The sequence below is a fragment of the Brevundimonas sp. UBA5713 genome, assembly GCF_002419815.1.
GTDB lineage: Bacteria > Pseudomonadota > Alphaproteobacteria > Caulobacterales > Caulobacteraceae > Brevundimonas.
Genome location: NZ_DIGV01000016.1, coordinates 177180 through 192174, shown reverse-complemented (window position 1 = coordinate 192174; position 14995 = coordinate 177180). Strand labels below are relative to the sequence as shown.

16 protein-coding genes are annotated in these 14995 nt (G+C 62.0%); 10 read left to right on the top strand and 6 right to left on the bottom strand.

Features of this window, described 5'->3' with window-relative positions:
- Nucleotides 1–6 precede the first annotated feature (6 nt).
- From mnmE to B3B04_RS03255, 6 genes are read left to right on the top strand one after another with little or no spacing between them, the layout of a single operon-like run.
- Nucleotides 7–1320 carry a tRNA uridine-5-carboxymethylaminomethyl(34) synthesis GTPase MnmE gene (gene mnmE / locus B3B04_RS03280; protein WP_292039827.1) on the top strand — a complete coding sequence of 438 codons (1314 nt, stop codon included), beginning with the start codon at nt 7–9 and terminating at the stop codon, nt 1318–1320.
- Between the two features lie 51 nt (nt 1321–1371).
- Nucleotides 1372–3285 (top strand): tRNA uridine-5-carboxymethylaminomethyl(34) synthesis enzyme MnmG, encoded by a 1914-nt coding sequence (mnmG, locus tag B3B04_RS03275; RefSeq protein ID WP_409516039.1) that lies wholly within the window; start codon nt 1372–1374, stop codon nt 3283–3285.
- A gap of 12 nt (nt 3286–3297) precedes the next feature.
- The gene (rsmG, locus tag B3B04_RS03270) at nt 3298–3915 is read left to right on the top strand and encodes a 16S rRNA (guanine(527)-N(7))-methyltransferase RsmG (RefSeq protein WP_292039823.1); all 618 of its coding nucleotides are present in this window, start codon (nt 3298–3300) and stop codon (nt 3913–3915) included.
- Nucleotides 3905–4723 (top strand): ParA family protein, encoded by an 819-nt coding sequence (locus tag B3B04_RS03265; RefSeq protein ID WP_292039822.1) that lies wholly within the window; start codon nt 3905–3907, stop codon nt 4721–4723. Before rsmG ends, B3B04_RS03265 begins: the two co-directional genes overlap by 11 nt.
- 30 nt (nt 4724–4753) lie before the next feature.
- Complete coding sequence (locus B3B04_RS03260; RefSeq protein WP_292039821.1) at nt 4754–5641, top strand: ParB/RepB/Spo0J family partition protein; 888 nt, start codon at nt 4754–4756, stop codon at nt 5639–5641.
- 49 nt (nt 5642–5690) lie between these two features.
- Nucleotides 5691–5882, top strand: a complete 192-nt coding sequence (locus B3B04_RS03255) for a hypothetical protein (protein WP_292039818.1) — start codon at nt 5691–5693, stop codon at nt 5880–5882.
- Here the strand turns inward: B3B04_RS03255 and holA are convergent.
- From holA to B3B04_RS03235, 4 genes are all read right to left on the bottom strand, one after another.
- Complete coding sequence (holA, locus tag B3B04_RS03250; RefSeq protein ID WP_292039816.1) at nt 5879–6931, bottom strand: DNA polymerase III subunit delta; 1053 nt, start codon at nt 6929–6931, stop codon at nt 5879–5881. The two genes, B3B04_RS03255 and holA, sit on opposite strands and share 4 nt — an antisense overlap.
- Before the next feature lie 19 nt (nt 6932–6950).
- Entirely contained in the window at nt 6951–7445 is a 495-nt protein-coding gene (lptE, locus tag B3B04_RS03245) for an LPS assembly lipoprotein LptE (RefSeq protein ID WP_292039814.1), read from the bottom strand.
- On the bottom strand, nt 7445–10024 hold the full coding sequence (gene leuS, locus B3B04_RS03240; RefSeq protein WP_292039812.1) for a leucine--tRNA ligase: 2580 nt from the start codon (nt 10022–10024) through the stop codon (nt 7445–7447). Before leuS ends, lptE begins: the two co-directional genes overlap by 1 nt.
- Before the next feature lie 89 nt (nt 10025–10113).
- Nucleotides 10114–10563 carry a DUF3576 domain-containing protein gene (locus B3B04_RS03235; RefSeq protein ID WP_292039810.1) on the bottom strand — a complete coding sequence of 150 codons (450 nt, stop codon included), beginning with the start codon at nt 10561–10563 and terminating at the stop codon, nt 10114–10116.
- A 436-nt stretch (nt 10564–10999) separates the two neighbouring features.
- On the opposite strand from B3B04_RS03235, the gene B3B04_RS03230 reads away from it, so the two are divergent.
- Nucleotides 11000–11413 (top strand): NtrZ family periplasmic regulatory protein, encoded by a 414-nt coding sequence (locus B3B04_RS03230; RefSeq protein WP_292039808.1) that lies wholly within the window; start codon nt 11000–11002, stop codon nt 11411–11413.
- Here B3B04_RS03230 and B3B04_RS03225 read toward each other — a convergent pair whose 3' ends face one another.
- On the bottom strand, nt 11414–12055 hold the full coding sequence (locus B3B04_RS03225; protein ID WP_292039806.1) for a thiamine phosphate synthase: 642 nt from the start codon (nt 12053–12055) through the stop codon (nt 11414–11416).
- Here B3B04_RS03225 and B3B04_RS03220 point away from each other — a divergent pair.
- Nucleotides 12054–12743, top strand: coding sequence for a YggS family pyridoxal phosphate-dependent enzyme (locus tag B3B04_RS03220; RefSeq protein WP_292039804.1), 690 nt, complete (start codon nt 12054–12056; stop codon nt 12741–12743). The genes B3B04_RS03225 and B3B04_RS03220 overlap by 2 nt on opposite strands.
- Before the next feature lie 61 nt (nt 12744–12804).
- The gene (locus B3B04_RS03215; RefSeq protein ID WP_292039802.1) at nt 12805–13491 is read left to right on the top strand and encodes a response regulator transcription factor; all 687 of its coding nucleotides are present in this window, start codon (nt 12805–12807) and stop codon (nt 13489–13491) included.
- A 69-nt stretch (nt 13492–13560) separates the two neighbouring features.
- Here B3B04_RS03215 and B3B04_RS03210 read toward each other — a convergent pair whose 3' ends face one another.
- The gene (locus tag B3B04_RS03210; protein ID WP_292039800.1) at nt 13561–14301 is read right to left on the bottom strand and encodes a DUF6065 family protein; all 741 of its coding nucleotides are present in this window, start codon (nt 14299–14301) and stop codon (nt 13561–13563) included.
- Between the two features lie 72 nt (nt 14302–14373).
- Here B3B04_RS03210 and B3B04_RS03205 point away from each other — a divergent pair, with 72 nt between their 5' ends.
- Nucleotides 14374–14925, top strand: a complete 552-nt coding sequence (locus B3B04_RS03205; RefSeq protein WP_409516036.1) for a prolyl-tRNA synthetase associated domain-containing protein — start codon at nt 14374–14376, stop codon at nt 14923–14925.
- Nucleotides 14926–14995 lie beyond the last annotated feature (70 nt).

The window sequence follows — 14995 nt, the reverse complement described above, 5'->3', positions numbered from 1 at the left end:
TAATCCATGACTGACACCATCTTTGCGCTTGCCACCCCGCCGGGGCGCGGGGCGGTGGCGATCATCCGTGTTTCTGGCCCAGACACCGCCGAGGTTCTGGAACGCATTGGAGCAGGGGGCGTAAAGCCGCGTCTGGCGTCGGTGCGCAACATCACTCACGACGGACAACTGGTGGATCAGGCGCTGATCCTGCGTTTTGTGGGACCGAATTCCTATACGGGCGAAGACAGCGTCGAACTGCATCTGCATGGTGGTCGCGCCGTCATCGAAGCGGCCAGCAAGGCCTTGATCGCCGAAGGCCTGCGGCCGGCCGAAGCCGGTGAGTTCACCCGCCGCGCCTTCCAGAACGGCCGTATGGATTTGGCGCAGGCCGAGGCCGTGGCCGACCTGATCGACGCCGAAACCGAGGCCCAGAAGGCGCAGGCGCTGGGACAGCTGGACGGTGCGCTATCTGAAACCTACGCCCGTTTCCGCCGCGATCTGCTGAAAGCCCTGTCTCTGGTTGAGGCCGAAATCGACTTTCCGGATGAAGAGGTGCCGGACAATCTGGCGCGTACCGCAGGGCCGGTTCTGGACCAACTGGCGTCGGACCTGCGCAAGGGTTTGGAAGATTCCGATCGTGGCCGCCGTGTGCGCGAGGGCTATCGCATCGTCCTGATCGGCGAGACCAATGCGGGCAAGTCTTCGCTGTTTAACGCACTGACCGCGCGCGAAGCCGCCATTGTCACCCCGATTGCGGGCACCACACGCGATGTGCTGGATGCCGACATCATGATCGGCGGCTATGCGGTAACTCTGTCGGACACCGCGGGTCTTCGCGAGAGTGACGACCCTGTCGAAGCCGAAGGCATTCGTCGCGCGCGCGCGCGTGCCGAAAGTGCCGACCTTCGCCTGTGGGTCCGTTCCCCATCGCAGACCGAGGGCGACGATCCGGCGGCCAGTTTCGTCCGTTCGTCCGATCTTCAGATTTTGAATAAGGCTGACTTGGGCACCCTAGAGGCCGTTCCCGACATTGAAGCCCTGACGGTCAGCACCGCGACGGGACAGGGGCTAAGCCAACTTCACGACTGGATTTCGGCGCGTCTGGCCCGTGACCTATCGGGTGCTGACTTCCCTGCTGTAACGCGAGAACGCCACCGTCGCCGTCTGGTCGAGGCGCTGGCCGCGGTGGAGGCAGGACGTCGCGCACTGGATATTGCACCCGAAATGGCAGGCGACGATCTGCGCCGCGCCGCCGATGCCTTGGCTCGCGTCACGGGAGCCATTGGTGTCGAAGACATACTGGGGGAGGTCTTCTCCTCCTTCTGTATCGGTAAATAGGCGGTTTCACGTGAAACCGTGATGCTTCGGGCGGTAGAGATTTGCCGCCGGATGCACTATGTGAACCGCATGAGTTCGACCCCGGATTACCATTTCGACGTCATCGTCATCGGCGGTGGCCATGCTGGTTGTGAAGCCGCCACGGCAGCGGCTCGCTTTGGTGCGCGCACCGTGCTGTTGAGCCAGAAGCTCGAAACCATCGGCGAGATGAGCTGTAATCCGGCCATCGGCGGTCTGGGTAAGGGCCACCTCGTGCGCGAGATCGACGCCCTCGATGGCGTCATGGCGCGTCTCGGCGACAGGTCGGGCATCCAGTTCCGTCTGCTTAATCGTTCCAAGGGGGCGGCTGTGCGCGGCCCGCGCAGCCAGATCGACCGCAAGCTTTACCGCGAAGCTATGCAGGCTGAGTTGGCAGATTACCCGAACCTGACCCTGATGGCTGGCACGGCCGAAGGTCTGATCCTGAATGGTGACCGCGTGGTCGGCGTGACGACTGCCGCGGGTGAAACCCTTAGGGCAGGGGCCGTGGTTTTGACTACAGGCACCTTCCTGAATGGCGTAATCCATCGCGGTGACCTGCGCATTCCTGCGGGCCGCCACGGCGAGGAACCGTCAACCGGTCTGGCCGCTGATCTGCATGCGGCGGATCTAATGATGGGTCGCTTGAAGACCGGTACACCCGCGCGTTTGGATGGCCGTACGATTGCTTGGGACCGTTTGGAGATGCAGCAGGCTGACGATCAGCCGGTGCCGTTTTCCTTCCTGACCGACAAAATCGAAGTGCCGCAGATCGCGTGTGGCATTACCCACACGACCGAAGAGACCCATCGCATCATTGCCGACAACCTCGGCGAAAGCGCTGTCTATGGGGGTCGTTTGTCGGGTCGTGGTCCCCGCTATTGCCCGTCTATCGAAGACAAAGTCGTCCGGTTCGCCGACAAGACGAGCCATCAGGTCTTTCTCGAGCCGGAAGGTCTGGACGATCCGACGGTTTATCCGAATGGCATTTCGACCTCGGTTTCGGACGCCACGCAGATGGCGTTCCTGCGCACCATGCCGGGGCTTGAGAGCGTCGAAGTCTTCCGCTTCGGCTATGCCATTGAATATGACTATGTCGATCCGCGTGAACTGACCCCTGCGCTGGAAGTCAAGAAACGTCCGGGCCTCTATTTGGCGGGCCAGATCAATGGCACGACCGGTTATGAAGAAGCAGGAGCCCAAGGCCTGATTGCGGGCCTGAACGCTGCCCGTCATGCCGCAGGCAATGACGCCGTGATCTTTGGTCGCGACGAAGCCTATATCGGCGTGATGATCGATGATCTGGTGACCCGCGGGGTCACCGAACCGTATCGCATGTTCACCAGCCGCGCCGAATATCGTCTGACCCTGCGCGCCGACAATGCCGATATCCGCCTGACGCCGCTGGGTATCAAAGCCGGTGTTGTGGGTACCGATCGCGAGAAAGTATGGCTCGAGAAGGCTGACCGGTTATACTCGGCGAACCGTGTTTCACGTGAAACGCTGTTTACGCCCAAAGAGGCGGGTGCACTTGGCATCACTGTCAACGCCGATGGTCAGCGCCGCTCGATACGCGATTTGCTGTCCTTCCCCGACGTGTCTCTGGAACATTTCGTCAGCGTGGTGCCCGAGATAGCGGGCTGGACACCCGCCGTCCGCGAGCAGGTTGAGATTGACGCCGTCTATGCCGGCTATCTGGATCGTCAGGTGCAGGACGCCGAGGCCTTGCGTCGTGAAGAGGGGCTGAAACTGCCTGCCGATCTCGACTATTCGGCTATCGGAGCCCTGTCCAATGAAGTGCGCGAGAAGCTGTCGATGGTGCGCCCGCAGACCCTGGGGCAGGCGGGCCGTATCGAAGGCATGACGCCAGGGGCTTTGACGGCCTTGCTCGCGCACGTCAAAAAGGCAGCCTCGCTGCAAGCCGATCTGCAAACTGTCGTCGCCTAAGAGCGGAATCCTATGGACCCTATCGCCCAGTTCCGCGCGCAGACCGGCGCAACCGACACCCAGATCGCTGATCTGAAAACTTTCCTCGACATGCTGACCGAGGCCAATCAGGTGATGAATCTGGTGGGTCCGGACACAATTCCTGATTTTTGGAACCGGCATGCGTGGGACAGCGCCCAGCTGTTGTCCATTGAACCCGAAGCCAAGACCTGGGCTGATCTGGGGGCAGGCGCAGGCTTCCCCGGCGTCGTGCTGGCGATCATGCTAAAGGGACGGGAAGGGGCGCACGTCTGGCTGATCGACTCTCTGGGCAAGCGCTGCCGCTTCCTTCAGACGATCGTTGATGCGCTGGGTTTGCCTGCGACCGTCATCAATGGCCGTGCCGAGGAGCAGCAGGTGAAGGTCGAGATCGTTACCGCACGTGCTGTGGCGGCTATGGAGAAATTACTGGGTTATGCACAGCCCTACTTCCAACGCGGTGCAAAAGGCCTGTTCCTCAAGGGCGAGAAAGCCGAAGCTGAGTTGAAAGAAGCGGCCCGTGTCTGGCATTTTGACTCCAATCTGGAAGTCTCGCGCAGTGATCCGCGTGGCCGTATCGTCTCAGTGGGGAGTTTGCGTCGTGTCCGATAAACCGAAAACGACCCGCGTCCTTGCGGTATCGAACCAGAAGGGCGGCGTGGGTAAGACCACGACGGCCATCAATCTGGGTACAGCTTTGGCCGCGATCGGCGAAAAGGTGCTGATCGTGGATATGGACCCGCAGGGCAATGCCTCGACCGGTCTGGGTGTTCCACGTGAAACGCGTCGCGTGACCATCTATGACGTTATTGTCGATGGTCGCCCGATTGACGAAACTGCCGTCGAAACGGCCGTGCCAGGGCTCTACATCGTGACCTCGGACCCCGATATGTCGGGCGTAGAGATCGAACTCAGTCAGGCAGACCGCCGGTCATACCGACTGCGCGATGCACTGGAGGCGCAAGGATCGGGGGGCGAGAGCAAGTTCGATTATGTGCTGATCGACTGTCCGCCGTCTCTGAACTTGCTCACGCTGAATGCCATGGCGGCCGCCGATGCGGTTTTGGTCCCGTTGCAGTGCGAGTTTTTTGCGCTGGAAGGTCTGACACAACTGATGCGCACCATCGACATGGTGAAGCAGAACCTGAACCCGACGCTGGAAATTCAAGGTCTTGTTTTGACCATGTATGATCGCCGTAACGCCCTATCGGGGCAGGTGGCCGCCGATGTGCGCGCCCACTTTGGCGACAAGGTTTATGAAAGTGTGATCCCGCGCAATGTGCGCGTGTCTGAGGCACCGTCCTACGGCAAGCCTGCGCTGATCTACGATCTGAAATGTGCAGGCAGCCAGGCCTATTTGAAACTGGCGCGTGAAGTGGTGGCGCGTGAGCGCCAGCGCCGACAGGCCGTCGCGGCCTAACCGAGTAAAAACTGAAACGGAATCCGTATCTTGTCTGAACGTCAGCGCGGTTTGGGACGGGGCCTTTCGGCCCTTCTGGGTGAAAACGCTCAAGAGGCAGTGGCCGTTGACGCGACCTCGTCCGCGCCTGCGGGCGTTCAGCGTGTGCCGATCGAGAACCTGAAAGCCAACCCCGATCAGCCGCGTAAGGTGTTCCGCAAGGAAGATCTGGACGAGCTGACGGCCTCTATTCGCGACAAAGGCGTTCTGCTGCCTATCCTCGTGCGTCCGCAACCGGGCGAGAAGGGGGTCTATCAAATCATCGCCGGTGAGCGCCGCTGGCGCGCGGCGCAGGCCGCCCGCGTCACCCAGGTGCCGGTCGTTGTGCGCGAAATGGATGATGTCGAGGTGCTGGAAGTCGGCATCATCGAAAACGTTCAGCGCGCCGACCTGAACCCGATGGAAGAGGCCAACGCCTACGCCCAACTGATGGAAAAGTTCGGACGGACGCAAGATGCGGTAGCGGGCGTTGTCGGCAAAAGCCGCTCGCACGTGGCCAATACGCTGCGTTTGCTGCAACTGCCGCCCGCCGTGCGTGAACATGTGGTGCATGGCCGCCTGACGGCCGGTCACGCCCGCGCTCTGATCACGGCCCCGAACCCCGAAGAATTGGCCGAAGAGATCATCTCCAAGGGCCTGAATGTTCGTCAGACCGAAATGCTGGCCCGCAAGTCGGCAGAAGGCCCCAAACCGTCCAAACCGCAGGCGGCCTTCAATAATGAAGGCGCAGCCGATATCGCAGCCCTTGAGCAAGACCTTTCGGATGCTCTCGGCTTGAAGGTCGCTCTGCTGGACAAGGGCGGGAAGGGCGCATTGACCATCGGCTATCAGACGCTGGAACAGTTGGACGAGCTTTGCCGCCGTCTGATGCGCAACTGATGTGATCGCAGGCGGGCCTTTCGGGGCCCGTTATGCTATGGGGTCGTTCATGACTGACAACGCCCCCAAAACTCCCCTCGCTGAGTCCATGCGTCGTGCGCTGGAAGCCAAAAAGGCGGCCAAGGCCGGTGGCACGGGCGTGGGCAAGGGCATGGACGCAAAATCCCTTGAAAAACAGCTACAAAGAGAAGCGGCAGCACTGAATAAGCCAGCCTTCCGCCGCATGTCACACCGCGGCTAAAGCCCCATCCGGCGCGCGCGGGCGGAGATCTCCAGCAGCAGGCGCTCGGCAATCAAATGCTCGGGCATGCCGGTTGTCTTGGTAGCGACATCGGCCGTGTTGACGCTTTGCAGGACTTCGTCGAGCGCTTCCAGCTTCCAGCTCCGCGCCTGACGCAGCATTTCGGCTTCCTGTTTCCAGAACACGCCTGCGGCCTTGGCGGCCTCTTTGGCCCCTTGGCCAGCGGCCTGTAACACATTGATCCGGCGTAATTTTGCGAGGTGCATGGACACCATGCGCACGGCCATGACGGCGCTTTCGCCCTCGGCTAGAGCGCGCCTCAGGCCCGATTGCGCAGGCCCTGCGCGGCCTCCAAACGCCTGGAGAGCGGCGTCGGATAGGGAAGCGTCCGGTTCGACGCCCAGATGCTTTTCCAGCTCTTCCAGATCGATGGTGCGGCCTGAGCCCGGACCGATATAGAGGACCAGCCGCTCGATCTCCTGACGCATCAGGCCGCGTTCGCGGGGTAGGCGGGCGACAAACCGGTCCAGAGCATCCGAAGACAGGCTGACCTTTTCTGCGGCCAAGGCTTCTCGCGTCATGCGGGCCACGTCGCCGACCTCGTCCTCGTAACAGGCGATGGCAGCGGCCCCGCTGGCTTTTTCAGTGGCTTTTCGAAGCGTGGATTCACGGCCCAGAGCGCCCGCTTCGATGACCAGCAACGCGTCTGGATTATACTGGCCCTCGGCATGGGCGGTGGCGGCGGCGGCAACAGCCTTGTCCACGCTGGCCTTGGGATCGCCAAGACGCACGCGGATCAGGCGGCGATCACCCAGCATGGACAAGGCCGTCAGCGCCTCTTCCAGCTTGATCGGATCGGCTTCGATATCGGATTCCGTCAGCACAGTGACGTTGAACGGATCATTCAGATCCGGCGTCACTGTCTTGCACAGGGCCACGGCCCGCTCGGCCACGCCCGAACGGTCCTTGCCATGGATCAGGGCGACGCGGATGTGTGCGTCGGGGGCCTTCAGAAACCGTTCGATTTCAGGCCGCTTGGAGAGGATCACGCGGCGCTCTCCTTAAGGCTCAGCGGGCCGCCAGCACGCGCATCAGGTCCATCCGGATCAGACGGGCCAGATCGGCGGCGGCGCGGTCTTCGCCGTCCTGCTGGGCCGCAATAGCCGCATAGGGTTGGTCTGCGGAGGCATAGGTGGTGGTGGTGGTACGCTCGCCCTTGATGGGCTCTCCGCCCGCTACAGGGGTGAGCGACCATTTGGCCGTCACCGTCAGCTGATAGCGGGTGGCTGTATCGTCGATGCGGCGACCCAGCGGCAGACGCGACTGCTCCACCTCGGCCTGCAGACGGTATTGCACCGGCAGGGCCGGGTTGCGGCCAAAGGCATCCTCAAGCTGCTCGCGAAGACGATAGCCAAGGCGATCATCCGGGGTGCTGACAGCAATCTGTGCCAGTTGGCCACCGATGGCACCTTCCCCCGTCTGTCCATAGATGGGCGTGAACCCACAGGCAGACAGCATGACAGCCGAAGCCGCGAGGACAGACAGGGGGAAGATGCGCTTCATCAGTTGGCCACCAGGTTCACAATGCGGTCCGGCACCACAATCACCTTGCGGACCGTCAGGTTGTTGGTCTCAAGGTAGGCCTTAACGGTCGGATTGGCGAGCGCTGCCGCTTCCACATCCGCTTGATCGGCACCGCGCGGCATTTGCACTTCGCCGCGACGCTTGCCGCCGATCTGCACCGGCATGATGACCTGATTGTCCGCGGCCAGCTTGGCGTCATAGACCGGCCACTCGGCCTCAAGGACCATGCCGTCCATGCCCAGACGGGTCCAGCCCTCCTCGGCCAGGTGCGGCGTGAACGGTGCGACCAGACGAGCTAGTGCAGAAAGCGCGACCTTGCGGGCTTCGCCGCCGGCCTTGGCGTGGTCTTTCAGTACACCGAGGAAGGCATACAGCTTGGCGATGGCCGAGTTGAAGCGGAAGCTGTCGATGCCTTCGCTCACGGCCTTGATGGCCTTGTGCGTCTCGCGGATCAGGCTGGCGTCAACATCGGCATTGGCCGGAGCCGAGGCGTCATAGGCGTCAAATTCGTTCCAGACGCGCTGCACGAAGCGCGAAGCCCCTTCAACGCCGCCGGTCGACCATTGCACGTCACGCTCCGGCGGGCTGTCGGACAGGACGAACAGGCGACCTGCATCAACGCCGTAGGTCTCGATGATGTCGACAGGGGCGACGACGTTCTTCTTCGACTTAGACATCTTCTCGACTTCGCCGATGCTGATTTCAGCACCTGTCGAGAGACGGCGGGCGATGCGCTTGCCGTCAACATGCTCGATCTGGACGTCGGTCGGCTCGACCCATTTGGGCTTACCGCTTGGCTCGTGGCCGTCGAAATAGGTTTCGTGGACCACCATGCCCTGGGTGAACAGACCCGCGAACGGTTCCTTCACGTCCATCAGACCCGCATCCGACAGGGCGCGGGTGATGAAGCGGGCGTACAGCAGGTGCAGCACGGCGTGTTCGATGCCGCCGATATACTGGTCAACCGGCAGCCAGCGCTTGGCGGCATCCTTGTTGATCGGCGTCGAGGCCTTCGGATCGGTAAAGCGCGCGAAATACCAGCTGGAATCCACGAAGGTATCCAGCGTATCGGTCTCGCGGCGGGCGGGCTTGGCGCAGGTCGGGCAGTTGACGTGTTTCCACGTCGGGTGACGGTCCAGAGGGTTGCCCGGCACGTCGAACGTCACGTCCTTGGGCAGCTCGACCGGCAGCTGGTCGGCAGGCACCGGCACCACGCCACAGTCTTCACAGTGGATGACCGGGATCGGGCAGCCCCAATAGCGCTGGCGGCTGACGCCCCAGTCGCGCAGACGGTAGATGGTCGTGCCCTTGCCCGAACCGGCTTCTTCGATCTTGGCGATCGCAGCGGCCTTGGCCTCTTCGATCTCCATGCCATTCATGAAGTCCGAGTTGAACAGGACACCGGGGCTCGTATAGGCCTCGTCCTCGACGGCGAAGGTCTCGTCGGCATCGTGCGGGCGCACCACAGCCTTGACCGGAAGGCCGTATTTGCGGGCGAAGTCGAGGTCGCGCTGGTCGTGGGCGGGACAAGCGAAAATGGCACCCGTACCGTATTCCGACAGGATGAAGTTGGCGATCCACACCGGCACTTCCTCGCCGGTGAACGGGTGTACGCACTTCAGGCCGGTGTCCAAGCCAATCTTTTCAGCCTGCTCGATCTCGGCTTGCGAGGCCCCCCCCTTGCGGCACTCGGCGACGAAATCGGCGACCTTGGGGTCAGCGTCGGCCAGTTGCTTGGAAATGGGGTGGTCAGGGGCCAGACCCACGAAGGAGGCCCCATAGAAGGTGTCTGGACGGGTGGTGTAGATTTCCACCCCGTTTTCATAGCCAGCCGGTGCGGTGCCAGCGAAGGCCCAGGTCATTTGCAGACCCTTGGAGCGACCGATCCAGTTTTCCTGCATCAGGCGGACCTTGTCGGGCCAGCGGCCTTCCAGTTCCTTCAGGCCGTCGATCAGGTCATCAGCATAATCGGTGATGCGGATGAACCACTGGGTCAGCTTGCGCTTCTCGACCAGAGCGCCCGAACGCCAGCCGCGACCGTCGATCACCTGTTCATTGGCCAGAACGGTGTTGTCGACCGGATCCCAGTTGACGGTGCCTTCCTTGCGGTAGACGAGGCCACGCTTCATCAGCTCCAGGAACCACGCCTGTTGCTGGCCATAATATTCCGGATCACAGGTGGCGAATTCGCGCGACCAGTCCAGCGACAAGCCCAGCAGCTTCAGCTGCGAGCGCATGTTGTCGATGTTGGAATAGGTCCAGTCGCCCGGATGTACGCCGCGCTCCATGGCGGCGTTTTCCGCTGGCATGCCGAACGCGTCCCAGCCCATCGGGTGAAGCACGTCAAAGCCCTGCGCACGCTTCCAGCGGGCGATGACGTCGCCCATCACATAGTTGCGGGCGTGGCCCATGTGGATGTTGCCCGACGGATAGGGGAACATCTCGAGGACGTAGTATTTCGGGCGACCGGTATCCTCGTTGGGAGCCGTAAAGACGTTGGCGTCGGCCCAGCGGGCCTGTTGGCGAGGTTCGGTAACTTTGGGCTCGTAGCGGGCCACGGCTAATCCTAAGCGATGCCTCAGGCGGGAAGCGTGAGGCATGCCTGAGGTCTAGCGTTGAAACAAAAACGAGAGGGTAGGGCGGGCCTTTAGCGGCCTGTGCCGGCGAGGTTGAGCTGGCGTGCCTTGGTCAGGATGGCGTTTTCCAGATCGGTTTCGGTCTGAGCAGCCACCGGTGCGGTGACCCACTGGCCGCTACCGTCTTGCACTTCCTTGGTCACAGCCACGTTCAGCGCATCGGCGCGCAGGCGGCGGTCAAGGATGAAGACGGTGGCCTTGAAGCGCTCGTTCGGCGCTTGCGGGTTGATGTACCAGTCATAGTTGACCACGCCGCCCCATGGGTCGGCACTGGCTAGCGGCATGAAGGACAGGGTGTCGAGGGTCGCACGCCACAGGAAGGCGTTCACGCCAATGCCCAGACGATCTTCGACCGTCACAGCCTTGGTTTCTTTCTTACCGATGAGCGGAAGGCTGGAGCAGCCACTCACTAGCAGGCCGGTAGCGACCAGGGCGATTGCTGCGCCACGAACAAGAGCCATTCCGAGATCTCCAAATAGGTCATCGACGTGGCGCGCCGAACCCGCTGCCTTAGCAGCGAACCCGCGTCGCCGGATTCACGCTCTATAACACGCTGAAAAGGGGGCGTGACAAGCTGATCTACACTCTATGGAAGCGTTGTAAGGCCAACAGATGACCTTGTAATCGCAAATCAGGCATCAAACGGCCCGAACAGGTGTTTTCCCGATAAGTGGATTTCAGCGTAACTGACTCGGTTTGCACGCCAATTGCGTGACGTCAGTGACACAGGTGTCCACAGACTCGAAGCGGAACCGCAAGGATTGGCGTACGTTCATGCCGCAAGCGTTGACCCCAGCAAACGACGGTGTCTAATCGGGCAGTCCTGTGGATGAATGCAGGATTGATTGATTTGAGATGTCGCCCACATAGGGGCGACAGTCTTGGACGGACTTGGGAATGATGCGCACGAAAGTCGCAATGATGGCAGCAGTCGGTGCCCTGGCCTTGGCCGGGACGACCACGCACGCCTCGGCCCAGACCCGCGCCAACCAGGTCAATCTGGCCCAAGCCATCAACCAGCCGGTCTCCACCGCGACGGAACGCGGGGCTTCGCCCCAGCAGCCGCAGCGCCGTGGTCTACGCTGGTCGGAAAGCGGCCGTTGGGGCCTGAACTTCAACCTGAACCAGCCGGTAGGTCGCGAGTATGACCTCGGCGATGTTGAAGCCGGTGCCTACTATCGCCTCAGCCCGCGCCTGCGCGTGGGTGCAGCGGCCCAGCTGGCGACGCCGGAACGCGATCCGGCCCGCGCACAGGAAACCGACCGCCGCAGCCAACCGCGCGTGCGTCTGGAAACCATCTTCAAATTCTAATCAGCCAAAGGCGGCTGTAATCGCATCCACGGCGGCGAAACCGCAGGCGCGTGTCTGCAACAGGCTGTGCGCATTGCCCGGCGATATGCCGCCCAGCGCATAGACGGGGCAGGGGGCCTGTTCGGTCAGGGCCTGAAACCCGTCCAGCCTGAGCGCGGCCTTGGCGGCCGAAGCCCCACCCGCCGGAAACACCGGCGAGACAATGGCGGCATCCAGTGATTTCGCCAGCCGCCAGTTTTCGGCCTGATGCACAGCCCCTGTGACCAGCCAGTCGGGATGATCGGCTCTAACAGAGCCCGCACGGCCCAGCAGTCGCTCCGGTAGATGCAGGCCATCGGCCCGGATCGCCTCGGCCAGTTCCACATCGCGCCCCGCCAGCAACACCACGCCTGCGCGGTCACAGGCGGCGCGCAGTTTCAGTCCCTGTTCGACGGCATCCTCGGCGGCAAAAGCGCGAAACACCACACCCGCCCCGCGCGGCAGATTTTCAGCGGTGCGCCATGGCTCCGGCGTGCGGTCCGGATCGGTGAAGAACAACAGCGGCGGCAGGGCAGGACGGGCGGACGGGCTGACAGGGACGACCTGAAGGGCTAGAGCCTTCGCCGTGTCCCAAAGGGTCGTCGCTGCCTCGGAGAGGATCATGTCTGCCTCGCATCCATCGCCATCGATTGCTGAGCGTTTCGCAACCGTGCGCGCCCAGATCGACAAAGCCTGTCACGACGCACAACGCAAGACATCCGAAGTGGTGCTGACGGCGGTCAGCAAGACCCAGATTGCCGAGGCGCTGTCCGAAGCCTTGGCCACTGGCCAGACCGTCTTTGGCGAAAACCGCGTGCAGGAAGCCCAAACCCATTGGGCCCACCAACGCGACGGTTTGGAGTTGCGATTGATCGGCCCGCTTCAGACCAATAAGGCGCTGGATGCGGTGCGCCTGTTTGATGTGATCGAGACGCTGGACCGTGAAAAACTGGCCGTCGCCGTTGCCGAGGCCCAGCAAAAGACCGGTAGGTCGGTGCGACTTCTGGTTCAGGTCAATACCGGGGCGGAACCGCAAAAGGCTGGCGTTCTTCCGGATGACGTCGATGCGCTGATCAAGGTCGCGCGCGACACCTATGGGCTGAACATCGAGGGGCTGATGTGTATTCCGCCCGTCGATCAGGACCCGACGCCGCATTTCTTGCTGTTGCAAAGCTTGGCCAAGCGTAACGGGCTGACCGTGCTGTCCATGGGCATGAGTGGTGACTTCGAAACCGCTATTGCCTGCGGGGCGACCCATGTCCGCGTCGGCTCAGCTTTGTTTGGCGAACGAAAAGCGGCAAAAAGCGCCTGATTACGACGTATTACGGCCTCTCCCTGTTGGCTTTTGAGACGATGATCGCCATTGTCTTCCTATGCCGACGCCCAAGACGATCCTGATCATCGACGATGACGACGACCTGCGCGAAGCCCTCGCCGAGCAACTGGCTCTGCACGAGGAGTTTCGTCCGGTTCAGGCCCCCACAGCTACGGAGGGGGTAAAACAGGCCCGCGAAAGCCGCGCCGACCTGATCCTGCTGGACGTTGACCTGCCCGACATGGATGGCCGCGAGGCCTGCCGCCTGATCCGCAAGGCGGGTGTTTCGACACCGGTCATCATGCTGACCGGTCAGTCGTCGGACGCAGACGCCATCCTGGGTCTGGATTCCGGAGCCAATGACTATGTGACCAAGCCGTTCCGGTTTGCTGTCCTGCTGGCCCGTATCCGCGCCCATCTGCGCAGCCACGAACAGTCTGAAGACGCGGTCTTCCAGATCGGCCCGTACGAATTCCGCCCTGCCTCCAAGATGATGGTCGACGCCAGCGGCAAAAAGGTCCGCCTGACGGAGAAGGAAACCAACATCCTGAAGTATCTCTATCGTGCAGGCACCAAGCCGGTGTCGCGCGAAGAGCTGCTGACCGAGGTGTGGGGCTATAATGCCGGTGTGACCACCCACACGTTGGAAACCCACATCTATCGCCTGCGTCAAAAGATCGAGGCCGAGCCGGGTCAGGCCCGCCTGTTGCTGACCGACGCCGGTGGCTATCGTCTCCAGCCCTAAGGCCGGTATGACCAAATAGAGAAAAGGCCCGCTGTGTTCGCAGCGGGCCTTTTTGTTTCACGTGAAGCTTTAGCCGAGGCGAGGGGCCTTGAGACGGCGCTTGTTCGCGTGGGTCTCGGGGGCCTTGGCCATTTCCTCGGGAACTTCGCCCTTGAAGTAATACCGCTGCCACGCCTCCTTCACCGCTGCCGGATCGTGGTTGGCCAGACGGTTGTTGAAGTCGGTACGGGCGCGGTTCCACGCCTCGAACTGTTCGCGCATGCCGGGGTTGGAGTTCAGGTCGCGGATTACCGGCTGCATCGCCTCCACCTTGTGGTGCTCGATGGGCAGGATGAAGCAGAAGGGCTCGCCACGTTCGAACTTGATCTTGCCGGGGCGGGTGAAGATCCAGTTCATGGTGAAGGGGAAGGGCAGCCAGTCGGTCTCGATAATGCCTTCCAGCGGCTGGATGCCGTCCTTCACATGGTTCGGCGCGCCCTTGGCGATCAGGCCCCAGCCCGGCGGGGTGCGGAACAGATACTGCGGGTGCATGGTCAGCACGCCGCGCGAAAAGTGCGAGGTGACGAAATGGTTCAGGTCCGGCGTGTGGCGCTCGGGCGTGATCTTGATGTCATCCTGATGTGGGCCGCCGTTCCATTCGGCGGTAAAACCGATCGGGCACAGGATTTCCCAACCCGTCGTATTGGCCATATTCAACGGCAGACAACGATAGGGGTGGCGCGCCGCAAAGGCGTCCATCCAGTTACGGGATTGCCGCCCCGGCACCAGATCGCACGGGCGGGCGTGCATCGGATAGCATTCCAGTTCCAAGTCGCGGCTCCACGGGGTAACGATGAGACTTCCTCTTCCCCTAACGTCGCCATACCCCGCCCGACAAGGCCTATGAACATTCCAGTGACAGAACCTGCGTCCGATTTCGTCCCCGCCTATGATCGCGCCGCCCTGCTGGCCTATCTGGCCGAGCATGGCATTGATCAGACCACCTATGATCATCCCGCCGTTTTTCGGGTGGAGGAGGGGCTGGACCTCAAGGCGGACATGCCCGGGGCCCATACCAAAAACCTCTTCCTGAAGGACAAGAAGGGCCGGATCTGGCTGATCTCGGCCAAGCAGGACACGGTGATCGATCTGAAACGCGCCCATAAGGTGATGGGCTCTGACCGTCTGTCGTTCGGCAACGAGACCCTGCTTTGGGAATGTCTGGGCGTGCGCCCCGGATCGGTGACGGCGCTGGGCCTGATCAACGATCCTGACCAGCGTGTGACCTTCGTTCTGGACCGTGCCCTGTGGGAAGCCGACATCGTCAACTTCCACCCTCTGGTGAACACGGCGACGACGGGCCTGCGACAAAGCGACTTCCGCCGCTTTCTGGAAACCCTGAAACGCCCGCCTTTCGTGGTGGATTTCGAGACTCTGGAGCGCGTCACCGTCTAGCTGCCTCTTGAGTCTGGCAGCGGTCGGGACCACATGAACAGAAACGACCTATTTCCTTTTGCAGGACCCG

Coding starts and splice junctions, on each gene's coding strand:
- mnmE (WP_292039827.1), top strand. CDS start 7: ATGACTGACACCATCTTTGCGCTTGCCACCCCGCCGGGGCGCGGGGCG.
- mnmG (WP_409516039.1), top strand. CDS start 1,372: ATGCACTATGTGAACCGCATGAGTTCGACCCCGGATTACCATTTCGAC.
- rsmG (WP_292039823.1), top strand. CDS start 3,298: ATGGACCCTATCGCCCAGTTCCGCGCGCAGACCGGCGCAACCGACACC.
- B3B04_RS03255 (WP_292039818.1), top strand. CDS start 5,691: ATGACTGACAACGCCCCCAAAACTCCCCTCGCTGAGTCCATGCGTCGT.
- lptE (WP_292039814.1), bottom strand. CDS start 7,445: ATGAAGCGCATCTTCCCCCTGTCTGTCCTCGCGGCTTCGGCTGTCATG.
- B3B04_RS03235 (WP_292039810.1), bottom strand. CDS start 10,563: ATGGCTCTTGTTCGTGGCGCAGCAATCGCCCTGGTCGCTACCGGCCTG.
- B3B04_RS03230 (WP_292039808.1), top strand. CDS start 11,000: ATGATGCGCACGAAAGTCGCAATGATGGCAGCAGTCGGTGCCCTGGCC.
- B3B04_RS03220 (WP_292039804.1), top strand. CDS start 12,054: ATGTCTGCCTCGCATCCATCGCCATCGATTGCTGAGCGTTTCGCAACC.
- B3B04_RS03225 (WP_292039806.1), bottom strand. CDS start 12,055: ATGATCCTCTCCGAGGCAGCGACGACCCTTTGGGACACGGCGAAGGCT.
- B3B04_RS03215 (WP_292039802.1), top strand. CDS start 12,805: ATGCCGACGCCCAAGACGATCCTGATCATCGACGATGACGACGACCTG.
- B3B04_RS03205 (WP_409516036.1), top strand. CDS start 14,374: ATGAACATTCCAGTGACAGAACCTGCGTCCGATTTCGTCCCCGCCTAT.